Source organism: Deinococcus sp. Leaf326, assembly GCF_001424185.1.
Lineage (GTDB): Bacteria > Deinococcota > Deinococci > Deinococcales > Deinococcaceae > Deinococcus.
Genome location: NZ_LMOM01000021.1, coordinates 115,228 through 129,102, shown reverse-complemented (window position 1 = coordinate 129,102; position 13,875 = coordinate 115,228). Strand labels below are relative to the sequence as shown.

The window sequence follows — 13,875 nt, the reverse complement described above, 5'->3', positions numbered from 1 at the left end:
GACCCGGACACGACCCGCATGGACCCCTCTTCCTTTTTCGTCTCGCCGGCGGCCCTGCTGGGCGGCGTCCTGTGGCTGACCGTCACCTTCGTCTGCGTCCTGATGCTGGGCCTGACGTGGGGCCGGCCGTCGTATGCCGGTTGGCGGGGCTGGGCCTGCGGGCACGCGGCGGTCGTGCTGGGCATGTTGATCGGCACACTGCGGACACCCGACACCCAGCTGCTCTCAGTCCTGCTGGGCAACGGCCTGCTGTTGGCCGGGGCCTCTCTGCTGCTGCTCGCCTTCCGGCGCTTTGCTGGGCATCCCCCGGCCCGCCGGGCACTGCTGGCCCAGGTAGGAGCCCTAGGCGCCGTGCTGCTGGCCCTGACGGCCCTGACGGTCCTCACCGACCAGCCCACCCTCCGCTTCGTGCTCGTGGCCGCGTACCTGAGCGTGCACAAGGTGGGGCTGCTGCGGCTGGTGCTGCGCGAGCTGCGGCAGAAGCCCGCCCTGGCCAGCGCCTACCGCCTGAACCTGAGCATCCTGCTGCTCACCTACGTCCTGACGGTGCCGCGCACGTGGACGCTGCTCACGGGGCAGGCCGCCGCCGACGCCTTCGCCCCCACCCTGCCCAACCTGCTGACCGCGCTCTCGTTCCTGACGCTGTCCATCGGCGGCGCCTTCGCCTTCTGGGCGCTGCACGAGGACCGGCGGCGCGAGGAGGTGCGGGTGCTGCATCAGGAACTCGAACAGCTCGCCCACCGCGACCCGCTGACCGGCCTGCTCAACCGCCGGGGGTTCCAGCAGGCCCAGGAGAGGTGGAACGCGCAAGAGGGAGAGGCCCAGGCGACCCTGCTGGTGTTCGACATCGACGGGTTCAAAACGGTGAACGACCACCTGGGCCACACCGTGGGCGACGACTGCCTGCGCGCCCTGGCCGCGTGCCTGGCCGAGACGGCGCTGGACGGCGACGTCGCAGGCCGCCTGGGCGGCGACGAGTTCCTGCTGCTGCTCACCGGCCCGGCCGCGCAGATCGAGGCCCAGGTGAGCGGTCTCACGACCCGGCTGTATGCGGGCTGGGGCACACCGCTGGGCTTCACCGTCAGTTTCGGGGCGGCGCAGTTCCGGCGCGGCGGCTCGCTGGAGCAAGCCGTCCAACAGGCCGACGAGGTGATGTACGCGCGCAAGGCTGCGAGCCTGCCCCTGCGCGCCCCGCAGGCGTCCCGCGTTCCCGGCACGGCCGCGCTGCTCCGGACGGCCGTCTCCTGACGTGGGATGAGGCCATGTGCTTCAGGCCATGATGTCGGCTTTCCAGCCCTTTCCAACGGCCACAGACGAGCCGCACCGGACCCGCTGGGCCGCTTCCGGCCTGACCAAGAATCTCAGCCGTAGCGGTCCAGAAAGGCGTCCCTGGGCATCCAGGCCATCTTCGGCCACGCCTGACCCTCGCTGGGCGTGCGGGTGGTGCCGTAGGCCGCCCGCACGAGCCGGAACCCCAGGCCGTACCAGCGCGCCCGCAGAGGGGGCAACTCCAGCAGCGTGAAGCCGGACTTTTCCAGCGGCCCGTGAAACAGCGTCACGGCGAAGACCGCCTGCGCTGGGGCCAGTTCCGGACGCTCCCGCAGGGCGACCGCCACGTCCTTCAGGCTGCGCTGGTAGGCGCGGTAGGTGCCCAGCAGACTGCGGGAGGCCAACCCCACCAGCCGCGCCGAGTTGAGATGCAGTTCGGCAGTGGGCGTACCCGCCGGCAACGGCAGCGGTGCGGGCGCGTGGTCCAGCGGCGCCACCCGCATGACCGCGTCGGCCCGCTGCGAGAGGTCAATCACGCCCTCCTGCCGGGCGTAGCGGTCCTCGACCACCGCCGAGTACAGCGCGGCGGCGAGGTCGCGCGGTGTGCCGGCCCGCAGCTCGGGCAGGGAACGCACCGGCCCCGGCCGGTAGCCCAGCGCCCGCACGGCCGGCAGAAAGGCCCCGAGTTCGGCCGGCCACGCCCGGACGACTGCCCCCGGCTGGGGTTCGGCCACCGGGCCGGGCAGGGGCGCCACACCCCAGGACCACAGGCGGCGCAGCGCTGCGCCCGAGAGGGCCGCTCCGTCGAGCGCCCAGGCCGTGACCGGTTGCCCGGCGGCGGCCTCCAGCAGCGCCAGCCCCGCGCCGCCCAATTCCGGGGGCGGCCCGAAACCCGCAATCTCGTGCCCCGCCAGGGTGGCGGCCCTGAGATCGGCGGGCGCGCGGGTGGCCAGGTCGGGGGGCACGAGCAGGGTGGCCTGGGCACGCCCAGCGGCCAGGGCCTCCAGGGCGGCGCGCAGGTGCCGGGGCGAGTCGGCGGGGACCTCCAGACCCAGGGCGGGGTCGCCGGGATGGCCGCCGCGCAGCCCCCCGAAGGCGCCCGCCCGCAGCAGGGGCGGCCAGGGAGAAAAGGGGGCAGGAAGCCGCGTCACGTTCCCGACTGTAGCGTTCCGGCATGGACCCCCGGCACCGAACCGACGCGCCTCTCATGTCCCGAGGGCGTATGCTCGGCGTACATGCTTCAGGTTTCCTTCACCTCTGGCCCGGCGGACGTGCGTCCATGAAGCCTCTGCGTGTCGGCCTCTTCACCGATACCTTCCTGCCGGACCAGAACGGCATCGTGACCAGCGTCTGCCTGCTCAGCGACGAGCTGCGCGCGCGTGGACATCACGTCGAGGTGGTGGCGCCCGACTTCCCGGAGCATCTGGACCACCGACCCGACGTGCGGCGGGTGGCGAGCCTGCGTTACACCTTCTTGCCGACCTACCGTCTGGCGTGGCCCACCCGCAAGAGTTTCGAGCGCAAGTACGACGTCGTCCACACCCACACCCCGCTGACGCTGGGGCTGGCCGGGGCGCGGCTGGCGCGCAAGTGGCGGGTGCCGCACGTGGCGACCTACCACACCCACCTCGCGGCCTACACCCACTACGTGCCGGGTCTGCACATGGTCGACCAGGGCGTCGGTCTAGTCCGGCGCTATTCGGCCGCGCTGTACGGCCGCGCGGACGCCGTGATCACCCCGACCGCCGGGATGCTCGACGTCCTGCGCGCGGTGGGGGTGCAGAACCCGGTGGTCATTCCGACCAGCATCGAGCCGCGCGTGCTGGAGGCGGCTCCGCCCATCCTGAGTCCCTGGCCCGAGGGCACGCGCCGGCTGCTGACGGTGGGCCGGCTGGCCCGCGAGAAACGCTTCGACCTCGTGCTCGATACTCTCTCGGAACTGCCGGACGCCCACCTCGTGGTGCTCGGCGAGGGTCCCGAGCGCGGGGCGCTGGAGGGGCACGCCGAGGGGCTGGGGATCCGGGACCGCGTGACCTTCGTGGGCGTGCGGCCCTGGACCGAGATCGGGGCGTATTACCGGCTGGCCGAGCTGTTCGTGTTCGCCTCCGACACCGAAACGCAGGGGCTGGTATTGCAAGAGGCGCAGCTCATGGGCGTGCCGGTCGTGGCGGTCGGCGCGCGCGGCACCCTGAGCGGTGTGCAGAGCGGCTACAGCGGCTACCTGGTCACGCCCGGCGACGTGGGCGAACTGACCCGCCATGCCCGCGACGTCCTGGGCGACGCCGCACTGTGGACACGGCTCTCGGCGCAGGCGCGCGAGTTCGGCGGCCGCACCACGCCCGGCGGCGTGGCCGAACAGGTGCTGGAGGTCTACGGACGCGTACTCGGCGAGAGCCGCGACCGGGAGGGAGATCCGGCGAGGTTCATTCCCTCATTTCATCGAAATAGCCGCGTGTATGGCCGCTGACGTTGCGCACGTGCCGCCACAAGAAGGGCAGCACTCCGTCCTCGAGCCGGCGCGGGCTCGTCTCGACCAGGGCGCCCGGGACATAGCCCACCCCCCCCAGCCGGGCGAGGGCCTGCCCCAGCATCACGTCCTCGTAGGCCTCGACCACCGGGTAGCCCCCAGCCATCAGGGCGGCGGCGCGCGAGTAGGCCATGTTGGCCGCCGCCAGATTGGGCCGCCCCACCACCCGGCACACGTGCAGGAAGGCGCTGTACGACAGTCCCGACAGCTCCGGCCAGGGCCGGGGCAACCCGAAAAACCGCATGGGGCCGTACAGGGCGGTATGCCCCGGCACGGCCGCCTCCAGGGCGCTGAGCCACTCGGGCATGGGCAGCGAGTCCGCGTCGGTCGTGGCGACCCACGCGCAGCGCGTGGCCTCCAGACCCATCTGACGGGCGTGGGCCACGCCGCGTACCTCGCAGCTCAGGACCTGCGCGCCCCAGGCGCGGGCAATGGCGGCCGTATCGTCACGGCTGGCGTTGTCCACCACGATCACTTCGGCGGGCGAGAAGGTCTGACGTTCGAGAGCGCGCAGGGTAGCCGGAAGATAGGCCGCCTCATTGCGAGCAGGAATAACGACCGCAAAATCCGGCACCCGAACAGGGTAGCAGGTCACCTTGTCGAGGCGACCGCGCGTGCGCAGGGCCGGCCATGACGCCGGACACGCGGCCGGAGTCGAAATTCGGCCGCCTCAATCCCCTGCGGCCCGAGCTGACCGCCGGCGTCGCGGGCGCCGCCCTGACGCTGGCCCTGGCCGAATTCGTGCGCAACGGCCTGTACGCCGCCTACCTCACGCAGGTCATCGACACCCGGTTCGGGCTGCCGCTGGCTGCCGCCGCGAGTGCGTGGACAGTACACCTCGTCGCCGACACGCTCATGCGCGGCCCGGCCGGCGCGTTGATCAACCGGTTCGGGCTGCGCTGGGTCATGTTCGCGGGCGCGGCCCTGAGCCTGCTGGCAGTCGGGCTGCTGCCGCTGGCCCATCACCTGTGGCTGCTGCTTCTGCTCTCGGCGCTGCACGGCGTGGGGTTTTCAGTGATGTGGCCCGGCACCATGAACCTCACCGCCGACGCCGCCCGCGAGGGCTACCAGGGACGGGCGCTGACGTTCATCAACGTGGCGGTCACGCCGCTGATCGGGGCAGGGGTGCTCGTCTACGGCGCGCTGGCCGGGCGGGGAGACAGCGTGCCGCTGACCCTCGCCATCGGTATCCAGGCGGGAGCCACGCTGCTCTCACTGCTCATTCCCCGGCGCCGGCCCATGCAGGACACGGCCGGCGCACAGGCCACCCCCCGCGTGCCCACCGCGCAGCTGGCCCGGCAGCTCGCGCCACTGCTGCCCGCTGCCTTCATGCAGACCCTGACCCTGACCCTGCTGGGTTTGTGGCTGTTCCGGATTGCGCCGGGGCTGGGGCTGGACTACTGGGGCCTGGTGGGGCTGCTCGTGGTAGGCGGGGCCGCCGCCTTCGCCGCCATGCCCCTGACCGGCAAGGTGGCTGACAACGGCCGGGCGCTGCTGGCCGTCACGCTGGGGTACGCCCTCGTCGGGGTGGCGCTGGCGGGGTTTGTCCTGAAGCCCCCGGTTGCGGTGATGTACCTGCTCGGCCCACTGGCCGGCGTGGGCTACGCCTTTCTGGCCCCCGGCTGGGCCGCGCTCGTGACCCGCGTGCTGCCCGAGGCCCAGCGCCCCGCCGCCTGGGGCGTCCTGATGGCAGTTGAGAACATCGGCGTGGCCCTGGGACCGCTGCTGGGTGCTTTCGCCCTACGCCACCTCGGCGCTACCGGCCCTTTCAAGGTCAGTGCGGCGCTGGCGCTGCTCACCTCGCTGGGCTACGTACTGTTCCGCCACGCCTTCCGCGAGCGGCCACCGGAACAGGCGGGCGCGGAACCGGCCTGGGAGACGGGCCGGCAGGCCGGCCACGACTGAAGGCCGGCAAGGCTTCCCGCGCCTTCCTTCCGTATACTCGGGCCGGACTTCCCGAACATGATCCCGATCCCGCGCCTTCCCTTTCCTGTTTCTCGCCTCTGGGCGGGCGCGGCCGGTCTGGGCCTGCTGGGCGTCTTGACCGCCGAGGTCCTGGGCCGCGGCGCAGGCTGGGGTGCCCTGGGCACCGGTGACCGCCGCGTGCCCCAGGTCGCCCTGACCTTCGACGACGGGCCGTCCCCACACACCCCCGAGCTGCTGGCGGTGCTGGCCCGGTACGGCGCGCAGGCGACCTTTTTCGTCACCGAATCGGCAGTGCGGACTTACCCGGACCATCTGCGAGCCATCCAGGACGCCGGACATCAGACCGAGGCCCACGGGCGCTGGCACCGCCCGGCCCTGTTGCTGCCTCCCTGGCAGGAGTGGGCACAGATCGCGTGGCGCCCCCCCGGCGGCGGCCGGCTGTACCGCCCGCCCTACGGGGGCCACAGTCCCTTCACCCGGCTTCTGGCGGCGGTGCTGGGGCGGCAGATCGCCCTGTGGGACGCCGAGAGCCGCGACTGGACCGCGCCCGACTGGACCCCGTCTGCCGGCCCACAGGCGCCCGAGGCGCTGGCCCGGCGCACGCTGGAGCAGGTGCAGGCCGGCAGCGTGGTGCTGCTGCACGACGGCCCCGCCGTAACCTCCGCGCTGCTGGCCCACCTGCTCGCCGGCCTGGACGAACGGGGACTGCGGGCCGTCCGTGCGGACGCGCTGCCGCTGCGCCGGATCTCCCTGAGCGCCGGCCTGCGCCGACTGCGCCGCAGCTACGGAGGCTAGAGCCATGAGCGACTTCGATGCCCTCCAGGCCGTCATCCGCCGGCACGCCGAGGCGAGGCAGGCCGACCAGCAGGCCTGCGAGGCCTTCCTGAATGCCCTGTACCGCTCACTGCGCCGCGCGAGTGGGCCGGGCCTGCCCCTGAACAACGTCTCGCTGGACCCGGTCGCCGACCCTGCCCAGGGGCTACGGCCGGTGCCGGTGGGCGCCTATCACGCCGCGTGGTTCCGCCTGGGGCTGTGCGAGGTGCTCGTGCGGGTGCGCCGGGACGGCCGGCACTTCCGGGGCGAGTACGCGGGGGGGCTTTCCTTCGAGCTCCATTCCCACGACGAGGACGCGCTGACGGTCCTGGCCCGGCGGATGCTACGCGACATCGGCCAGGTCTACGGCGGCCCCGAAGGCGAGGGCACGCTGAACTGACCAGGAGGGTCGCCCGCCCGGCGGCTCAGCGGAGGTTGAACATCATGACGACGTGCGCAGCCGTACCGCCCAGCACGAACAGGTGCCAGATCTCGTGGAAGCCGAAGAAGCCGGGCTTCGGGTTCCAGCGTTTGGTGCCGTACACGACGGCTCCGGCGGTATAGAGCACGCCTCCGACCGCGAGCCACACTACAGCGCCTGCGGGCAGAGTCCGCACGAAGGCGGGCAGCAACGCGAGCGACAGCCAGCCCAGCGCCAGATACAGCGCGGTACTGACCCAGCGCGGCAGTCGCATGGTCAGGAGTTTGAGGGCCATTCCCGCGAGAGCCACACCCCACACCAACCCCAGCACCCCCACCCGCCAGCCGCCGCTGAGCCCGAAATAGACCATCGGCGTATAGGTCCCGGCAATGAGCAGGAAGATGCTGGCGTGGTCGAACTTGCGCAGCCAGAGCATCCCCCGCTCGCCGGGCCGGAAGGAGTGATAGCTGGCTGAGGCACCGTACAGCAGCGCCATGCTGCCCCCGAACACCACGAAGGGCCACAGCGCCAACCCCCGCGCCGAGGCCCAGCCCAGCAGGGGCCCCAGCACGAGGAGCGCCCCGGCCACCCCGCCCCAGTGCGTCAGGGCGTTGACCGGCTCGCGGGGGGCGCTCAGCAGGCGGCGCACGGCCCCGCGCCGCCTCTCGGGCGACTGCTCCGGTCCGCCCTCCGGCTTGGCCTCAGCGCCCGCCGTAGTTGGGCGCCTCCTTGGTGATCGTCACGCTGTGCGGGTGGCTCTCGATGAGGCTCGCGCCCGTGATGCGCACGAACTGGGCCGTGTCGCGCAGGGTCTGGAGGTCCGGCGCACCGCAGTAGCCCATCGAGCTGCGCAGGCCACCCGCGAACTGGTACAGCACCTCGCCCGCCGTGCCCTTGTAGGCCACGATGCCCTCGATCCCCTCGGGCACGAACTTGCGGCTGCCTCCCTGGAAGTAGCGGTCGGCGCTGCCCTGGTCCATCGCGCCCAGGCTGCCCATGCCGCGGTAGGACTTGTAGCGGCGGCCGTCGCGCAGGATGGTCTCGCCGGGGGCCTCGTCGGTGCCGGCCAGCATGCTGCCCATCATGACCACGCCCGCGCCCGCCGCGATGGCCTTGGGCACGTCGCCCGTCTGCTTGATGCCGCCGTCGGCGACGACCGGAATACCCGCCTCCATCGCGGCGGCGCTCGCCTCAAAGATCGCTGTGATCTGCGGCACGCCCACCCCTGTCACCACGCGCGTCGTGCAGATGCTGCCCGGCCCGATGCCCACCTTCACGGCGTCGGCCCCGGCCAGGATGAGGTCACGCGCGCCCGCCCGCGTCGCCACGTTGCCCGCGATCACGTCCACATCAAAGGTCTCTTTGACCCGCGTCAGTGCCTGGAGGATGCCCTGGCTGTGACCGTGCGCCGAGTCGAGCACGAGCACGTCGGCCCCCGCTGCAACGAGTGCCCCGGCACGGTCCATCAGATCGGCCGACACGCCGATGGCCGCGGCCACGCGCAGGCGGCCCAGGGCGTCCTTGGCGGCGCGCGGATACTTGATGCGCTTGGACAGGTCTTTGATGGTGATCAGGCCGCGCAGGAAGCCTTCCGCGTCGGTCACGAGCAGCTTCTCGATGCGGTGGCGCTTGAAGATCTCCTGTGCCTCGTCGAGTGTGGTTCCCACCGGCACGGTCACGAGGTGCTTGCGGGTCATTACGCTCTCCACCGGTGCCGACTGGTCGGCGATGAAGCGCATATCGCGGTTGGTGATGATGCCCAGCAGCTTGCCCTGGGGATCAGTGATCGGCACCCCACTGATGCGGTACTCGCCCATCATGCGGTCGGCGTCGGCCACCGTGGCGTGGGGCGGCAGGGTGATGGGGTCCACGATCATGCCGCTCTCGCTGCGCTTGACCTTGCGGACCATCTCGGCCTGGGCGTCGACCGGCATGTTCTTGTGAATCACGCCGATGCCTCCCTCACGGGCCATCGCCACGGCCATCTTGGTCTCGGTGACGGTGTCCATCGCGGCCGAGACGAACGGAACGTTCAGGCGCACGCGGCGGGTGAGCTGCGTCTCGATGCTCACCTCGTGCGGCAGTACCTGCGAGTGCCGGGGTTGCAGCAGCACGTCGTCGAAGGTGATGCCTTCCTGGCCGAACTTGTAGCCGTAACGGTCCTGTTGCGCCTGGTCTTGGTCGGTGCGCGGCACCGGCATGGTCGGGGAGGAGACGGTCATGCACCCGAGTCTAATCCTTGCTGGGGCACTCGACTGGGCCGCGCGTCCCGCTTGGCTGCACGCAGCCGGGCCTTGCGTGCCCGCGTGGGCCATGCTAGATTCCTGCTCGCCCGCCGTCAGGCTGGGAGTAGAAAACGGGGTCGTAGCTCAGCTGGGAGAGCGCGTCGTTCGCAATGACGAGGTCAGGGGTTCGATCCCCCTCGACTCCACCAAGATAAGCAGCCTCTACTGTCTCAGTAGAGGCTGCTTTGATAATTAGATGGTTTCTCTTACAAGAGGGGGCTCGCTTCGCGAGGGTTCCCCCTGTCAGTCTTTGTATCAATTGTTAACGACGTTGAAATAGGCTTCGCTTCCGATGCCCTTCACCGGGATAGCGAATGCTGCACCATTGCTACTGGTTCCAAAAAATTCGAGGTCTACCGAGCTGTAGGCGCTCGTCTCTGTACTAGTCGCTAGACCAATCAGCGAGCCGGCAAAGTTGATACTAACTGTTGAACTAGGAAGGCCATTGGCGCCAGTGACGTTTGTGCCATTTATGGGGCAGGAGAAATTTTCCGTGCGTTCATCACACTGATAACCCGAGGTGATGTACACATTCATGCCGGTGTTTTCGCCCGGAGGAGTCACTTCTTTGCCGTTCACTTCATAGCGCGTAATGCGGTAACCCGTAACATATGCGGCGTCGGAACCAGGGCGAGAAGTAAAGATGAAAGTGGCAGGGCCAGCGACACCTGTGCTGTAAACGACCGAAGCCGGAGTAGTAACAACTCCTTTATCATCTCGTTTTTCAGCCGTGATCGTCTTAGTAACCGTCACCTGCGAACCAGCATCCGAGGCACTCACACCGATACTGACCCGGCTGCTTCCACCGATCTGTCCGCAGCCACTCAGGCCGACCAGCGCCGGAATCAGCGCCAGCAAAGCGATTTTCTTCATTCGTTCTCCTCCGTGTCTGTGACTCTGAGATGTGGGTTGAGGATGTAGAACGCCAGGCGTTTCATCCCGGCCAGAAAGTCCACGTTCTCGACAATCACACCACGCCACTCGTCACCAATTTCTTGCTGACCGCTCGCCTCCGAGGTGCGGGGCTGGAGAACGATGGGGGCGAAGTTCAGGATGCCACGTACCCCCGCGTCCACCAGAGCCTGCGCGGCGTCCTGGGCACGGTCAGGCGGTACGGCGACGAAGCCCATGTCCACCCGCGCTTGCCCCTGCCCCGCCACGAAGTCGTGCAGCGTATCCATGTGCCGGATGTTCAGGCCCCGGACCTCACGGCCCATGAGTTCAGGGGCCACATCGAACAGGCCGACGTACTGAAAGCGGTAGTCGCTGGCCCCGGGATAGTTGGCGATGGCCTGTCCCAGCCGCCCCATTCCCACGATCACCACGTTCCAGGTCTGGTTAAGCCCCAGCACCCGCACGAGTTCACGCTTGAGGAGGGGCACGGTATAGCCCATGCCGCGCGTGCCGAAGCGGCCGAAGTAGGCGAGGTCCTTGCGTACCTGAAAAGCAGTGACACCCGCGCGCTCCGCGAGGTCACTGCTGCTGGTCCGGTCGATCTCCTGCGCTTCCAAGGCTTCCAGGATACGCAGGTAGGTCACCAAGCGGCTAATCGCCGCAGTCGGAATGTCTGCCATGCACCTTAACGTACACGGAAGTGGTCCATCCCTGCGGTATCGAGGCGACCCTCGGCGCGCAGAAGGGCGTCGCCGCTGTACGGCCCGACGAGCACCGTTACCTTACCCTCGGGCGGAGCGCTGACGGTGGGCGCGAACCCGGCGTCCCGCAACATCCCCACGAGACGCTGCGCGCTCTCCTCGCGGTCGAACGCTCCGACCTGGAGGTAACGCGGGCCGCTGGGCGCCGGAGCCTGCGCGGCGGGCGTGGCGGCATCCTGGCTGGGCGCCGTCTCAGCCGACGTCTCCGGGGCCGCTGACGTGGAGGAGGGACTCTCAGTCGTCGCCGGGGTACTCACGCGGTCGGCCTCGGTCTGGGCGGCGCGCTCGCGGGGGCGGTAGAGGAGCGCGCCGGGCGACGCCCGCTGAATGTCGGCCAGGGCCTGACGCGCCGTCGCCTCGTCGGCAAAGGGGCCGACCTGGGCCACGTACCCGTCCCCGATATTGATGGGATACACCGTGTAGCCCAGGCCCGATACCCCAGCCGTCTGGCTACGCACGGTGCGCTCGGTGGCGAAGCTGCCCAGGCTGATGCGGTAGTCGCTGCGCAGCGGCGTGCGGGCGGCGCTGGCGGCCACGGCGCCGCCCGCGCGTGGCGCAGCAGGGGTCGCCGCCGTCTGGGGCTGCGCGGGCTCGGCAGTCACGGGGGGCTGCACGGGCTGGGCATTCTCAGGGAGGGGCAGGGTGGTCAGCGGGCCCACGGGCGGCGTCGTCGGCACCGGAGGGATCTCGGTGGCGGCGGCCGTTCCGTTATCAGTCGTCTGGGGGGCCGTGGTCGCCGTACCTGCCCCGGTCCCGGTCGTCTGACCCTGCTGGGCCGCAGAGGTCTGAGGAGTCTGGGGCTGGGTCGACTGCTCCGTCGCCGCACCGCTCTGAGCCGGCGTCTGAGCAGTCGGCGTCTGGGTGCTCTGGGTCTGGGCCGGCTGTCCCTGGCCGCTCTGGGCGGTGGGGGTCGTCTGCGCTGGAGTCGTCTGAGTTCCGCTCGCCTGATCCGTCGCAGTCTGTGCGGGGGTTGTCTGGGCCGGGGCCGTCTGTACTGGAGTCGTCGGCGCGGTCGTCTGGGGCGTGGGCAGCTCGGACACGGTCCCGGGCGAAGCGGGAATCACGACGGTGGTGGACGGCTCGGTCGTCACCGGCGCCTGGGCCACCGGGCGCCGCTGATCGATGAGCAGGGCGCCGAATCCGCCCAGCAGTGCGAGAACGAGTACACCGATCATTACGTCAGGCCAGCGGCGCGGGCCACCCGAACGGGTTTTGAGTCTGGTCATTTCAGGGCCTCCCTGGCCCGGACATTACCAAGATTCGCCGCCGTCCGCAGGGACTGCCGTGCCTCCCCGTCACGGCGCTGAGAACGCTGAGAAAGCCCGAGCAGATACCACGCTTCGGCGTCCTTGGGACTGTCGGTGACCAGACCGCGCGCCACAGCCTCGGCCTCGGTGTAGCGGGCATCGGCCAGCAGCGCCGAGACGAGGTTGCGCCGCGCCTCGGCGCTGGGAGAAGCCTGCACGCTGGCCTGAAGGGCCGTGACGGCGCCCTTGTAGTCCTTCAGGGCGTAGCTGCTCAGGCCCAGCCACAGCGAGGTCTCGGCGCTGGCCGCGGCGGCGGCGCTCGAAGCCAGCAGGGTCCGGGCGCGGGCGTACTGGCCCTGGCGGTACAGTCCCACACCCTGCACGAACTGCGCGCGGGCGCGCGTGGCCGTGTCGGGACTGAGAGTCAGCGCCAGCGCGGCGTCCTGTGTGGCCTGCGCCGTCTGACCCAGGTCCAGACGCAGCGCGGCGAGGCTGGTGCGCACGGCCGCGTCCTTCGGGGCGAGCCGCGCCGCGCTCTGGTAGGCGCTGAGCGCTCCGGCACGGTCCTTGTTCTGGAGACGCAACTGGCCTTCGCGCACATAGGCGGCAACGTTCCGGGTGTCGGCGGTGCGGGCGTCGCGGGCCGCGAAGATGGCCCCGCGCAGGTCGCCCGTACTGGCCAGGATGCTGGCCTGTTGCAGCAGGAGGCCGGACCGGGCGGTTCCGTCCCCTACCCGGCCCACGGCGGCGCTCAGTTCGCGCAGGGCGCGCTCGGGCAGGCCCTGCGCCACGTAGATGTCGGCCAGCAGCGAGGCCGCGTCCGCACGGGCCGGTTCGCGCTGTAACAGGGCGTACAGGCCCGGCAGCGCCGCGACCCCCTGACCTGCCAGCGTGCGCGCCTGTGCCAGCCGGAACTGCACGTCGCCGTTCTGGGGTTGCAGCGCCGCGAGGTCGGTCAGGGTGGTGGTCAGGGACGCGAAGTCGGCGCGGCGGGTCTGCTCACTGGCGACCGCCTCAAGCGCCTGTCCCTGCGCCACCGGGTTTCCGGCGGTACGGGCCAATACGGCGGCGTCCTGGTAGAACTTCAGCGCGTCGTCGTAGCGGCCCGCGCGGCTGGCAAGCACGCCGAGGTTGTACGGCCCCTCGTAGCTGCCAGGCGAGAGCACCTGAAACTGCGTGAACTCGAAGGTCGCCCCCTTCTCGTCTTTTTGCGCCAGCAAGGTCAGCGCGAGGCCGAAGTGCGGCGCGGGGCTGCTGTAGTTCTGCGCCACGAGCGCCTCGAAGCCCGCGCGGGCCTGGGCGTAGCGCCCAGCCGAGAAGTCGGCCTGCGCGGCCGTCAGGGCGGTCTGCTGCGCGGCGCTGAGGGGCGTGACGGTGACCACGGGGACTGGCGTACCACCGGGCGCGGTCTGTGCCGGAGCCTGAGCCGGCTGGGCCTGCGCCGCCGCGGCCGGTGTGGTCTGGGCCTGGGGCGACTGGGGCACCGCCGGAACCGTCAGGATTCCGGGTAGGGTCGAGCTGTTCAGGGTGTTCTGGATACCGATGGAGGTGGTCGTCTCGACGAGGGACTGGGCCGAGGCCGCGCCGCAGGCGAGGGCCACGCTCAGCAGCGCGGCGAGGCGGACAGAAGTTCTGGAAACGGGTTGCATGTCGGGGGCCTCCGGAGGGTAGGGACGTCTCGCCCCAGCCTAATTCAGCCGGTCTTGCATGTTCCTGACGCTGCCCCAGCCCG

At 70.4% G+C, this 13,875-nt stretch carries 13 protein-coding genes and 1 tRNA gene; 6 read left to right on the top strand and 8 right to left on the bottom strand.

The window, feature by feature from the left end:
• Positions 1–18: 18 nt before the first annotated feature.
• Positions 19–1,248, top strand: coding sequence for a GGDEF domain-containing protein (locus ASF71_RS07590; protein ID WP_056297497.1), 1,230 nt, complete (start codon positions 19–21; stop codon positions 1,246–1,248).
• A gap of 113 nt (positions 1,249–1,361) precedes the next feature.
• On the opposite strand, the gene ASF71_RS23560 is transcribed toward ASF71_RS07590, so the two are convergent.
• Positions 1,362–2,420 (bottom strand): hypothetical protein, encoded by a 1,059-nt coding sequence (locus ASF71_RS23560; RefSeq protein ID WP_056297495.1) that lies wholly within the window; start codon positions 2,418–2,420, stop codon positions 1,362–1,364.
• Between the two features lie 128 nt (positions 2,421–2,548).
• Here ASF71_RS23560 and ASF71_RS07580 point away from each other — a divergent pair, with 128 nt between their 5' ends.
• The gene (locus tag ASF71_RS07580) at positions 2,549–3,736 is read left to right on the top strand and encodes a glycosyltransferase family 4 protein (protein ID WP_056297493.1); all 1,188 of its coding nucleotides are present in this window, start codon (positions 2,549–2,551) and stop codon (positions 3,734–3,736) included.
• Here ASF71_RS07580 and ASF71_RS07575 read toward each other — a convergent pair.
• A complete protein-coding gene (locus tag ASF71_RS07575; RefSeq protein ID WP_056297490.1) occupies positions 3,693–4,370 on the bottom strand; it encodes a glycosyltransferase family 2 protein in 678 nt (225 codons plus the stop codon). The two genes, ASF71_RS07580 and ASF71_RS07575, sit on opposite strands and share 44 nt — an antisense overlap.
• Before the next feature lie 56 nt (positions 4,371–4,426).
• Here ASF71_RS07575 and ASF71_RS07570 point away from each other — a divergent pair, with 56 nt between their 5' ends.
• Genes ASF71_RS07570 through ASF71_RS07560 form a run of 3 tightly spaced genes read left to right on the top strand, consistent with a single transcriptional unit; the run spans position 4,427 to position 6,935 of the window.
• Positions 4,427–5,701, top strand: coding sequence for an MFS transporter (locus ASF71_RS07570; RefSeq protein WP_056297487.1), 1,275 nt, complete (start codon positions 4,427–4,429; stop codon positions 5,699–5,701).
• Between the two features lie 57 nt (positions 5,702–5,758).
• Positions 5,759–6,517, top strand: a complete 759-nt coding sequence (locus ASF71_RS07565) for a polysaccharide deacetylase family protein (RefSeq protein WP_082505689.1) — start codon at positions 5,759–5,761, stop codon at positions 6,515–6,517.
• A gap of 4 nt (positions 6,518–6,521) precedes the next feature.
• Entirely contained in the window at positions 6,522–6,935 is a 414-nt protein-coding gene (locus ASF71_RS07560) for a hypothetical protein (RefSeq protein WP_056297485.1), read from the top strand.
• Between the two features lie 25 nt (positions 6,936–6,960).
• On the opposite strand, the gene ASF71_RS07555 is transcribed toward ASF71_RS07560, so the two are convergent.
• Together ASF71_RS07555 and guaB are read right to left on the bottom strand one after the other, a co-directional pair.
• Positions 6,961–7,605: a hemolysin III family protein gene (locus tag ASF71_RS07555; protein WP_056297481.1), complete on the bottom strand. Its 645-nt coding sequence runs from the start codon at positions 7,603–7,605 to the stop codon at positions 6,961–6,963.
• Positions 7,606–7,657: 52 nt separating this feature from the next.
• Positions 7,658–9,178, bottom strand: coding sequence for an IMP dehydrogenase (gene guaB, locus ASF71_RS07550; RefSeq protein ID WP_304437947.1), 1,521 nt, complete (start codon positions 9,176–9,178; stop codon positions 7,658–7,660).
• Between the two features lie 136 nt (positions 9,179–9,314).
• On the opposite strand from guaB, the gene ASF71_RS07545 reads away from it, so the two are divergent.
• Positions 9,315–9,390: transfer RNA gene (locus tag ASF71_RS07545), tRNA-Ala, on the top strand.
• Positions 9,391–9,496: 106 nt separating this feature from the next.
• Here ASF71_RS07545 and ASF71_RS23555 read toward each other — a convergent pair.
• The 4 genes from ASF71_RS23555 to ASF71_RS07530 are packed head-to-tail and all read right to left on the bottom strand — an operon-like array spanning position 9,497 to position 13,792.
• Positions 9,497–10,114 carry a hypothetical protein gene (locus ASF71_RS23555; RefSeq protein ID WP_156372666.1) on the bottom strand — a complete coding sequence of 206 codons (618 nt, stop codon included), beginning with the start codon at positions 10,112–10,114 and terminating at the stop codon, positions 9,497–9,499.
• Positions 10,111–10,815, bottom strand: a complete 705-nt coding sequence (locus tag ASF71_RS07540) for a redox-sensing transcriptional repressor Rex (RefSeq protein ID WP_056297474.1) — start codon at positions 10,813–10,815, stop codon at positions 10,111–10,113. Before ASF71_RS07540 ends, ASF71_RS23555 begins: the two co-directional genes overlap by 4 nt.
• A 5-nt stretch (positions 10,816–10,820) precedes the next feature.
• The gene (locus tag ASF71_RS07535; RefSeq protein ID WP_156372665.1) at positions 10,821–12,122 is read right to left on the bottom strand and encodes an SPOR domain-containing protein; all 1,302 of its coding nucleotides are present in this window, start codon (positions 12,120–12,122) and stop codon (positions 10,821–10,823) included.
• Positions 12,119–13,792, bottom strand: coding sequence for a tetratricopeptide repeat protein (locus ASF71_RS07530; protein ID WP_056297468.1), 1,674 nt, complete (start codon positions 13,790–13,792; stop codon positions 12,119–12,121). The genes ASF71_RS07535 and ASF71_RS07530 overlap by 4 nt, the downstream gene beginning before the upstream one ends.
• Positions 13,793–13,875 lie beyond the last annotated feature (83 nt).

Bases quoted from the DNA above. Each gene is read 5' to 3' on its own strand.
- ASF71_RS07590 (WP_056297497.1), top strand. From the start codon at position 19: ATGGACCCCTCTTCCTTTTTCGTCTCGCCGGCGGCCCTGCTGGGCGGC.
- ASF71_RS07580 (WP_056297493.1), top strand. From the start codon at position 2,549: ATGAAGCCTCTGCGTGTCGGCCTCTTCACCGATACCTTCCTGCCGGAC.
- ASF71_RS07570 (WP_056297487.1), top strand. From the start codon at position 4,427: ATGACGCCGGACACGCGGCCGGAGTCGAAATTCGGCCGCCTCAATCCC.
- ASF71_RS07565 (WP_082505689.1), top strand. From the start codon at position 5,759: ATGATCCCGATCCCGCGCCTTCCCTTTCCTGTTTCTCGCCTCTGGGCG.
- ASF71_RS07560 (WP_056297485.1), top strand. From the start codon at position 6,522: ATGAGCGACTTCGATGCCCTCCAGGCCGTCATCCGCCGGCACGCCGAG.
- guaB (WP_304437947.1), bottom strand. From the start codon at position 9,178: ATGACCGTCTCCTCCCCGACCATGCCGGTGCCGCGCACCGACCAAGAC.
- ASF71_RS23555 (WP_156372666.1), bottom strand. From the start codon at position 10,114: ATGAAGAAAATCGCTTTGCTGGCGCTGATTCCGGCGCTGGTCGGCCTG.
- ASF71_RS07540 (WP_056297474.1), bottom strand. From the start codon at position 10,815: ATGGCAGACATTCCGACTGCGGCGATTAGCCGCTTGGTGACCTACCTG.
- ASF71_RS07535 (WP_156372665.1), bottom strand. From the start codon at position 12,122: ATGACCAGACTCAAAACCCGTTCGGGTGGCCCGCGCCGCTGGCCTGAC.
- ASF71_RS07530 (WP_056297468.1), bottom strand. From the start codon at position 13,792: ATGCAACCCGTTTCCAGAACTTCTGTCCGCCTCGCCGCGCTGCTGAGC.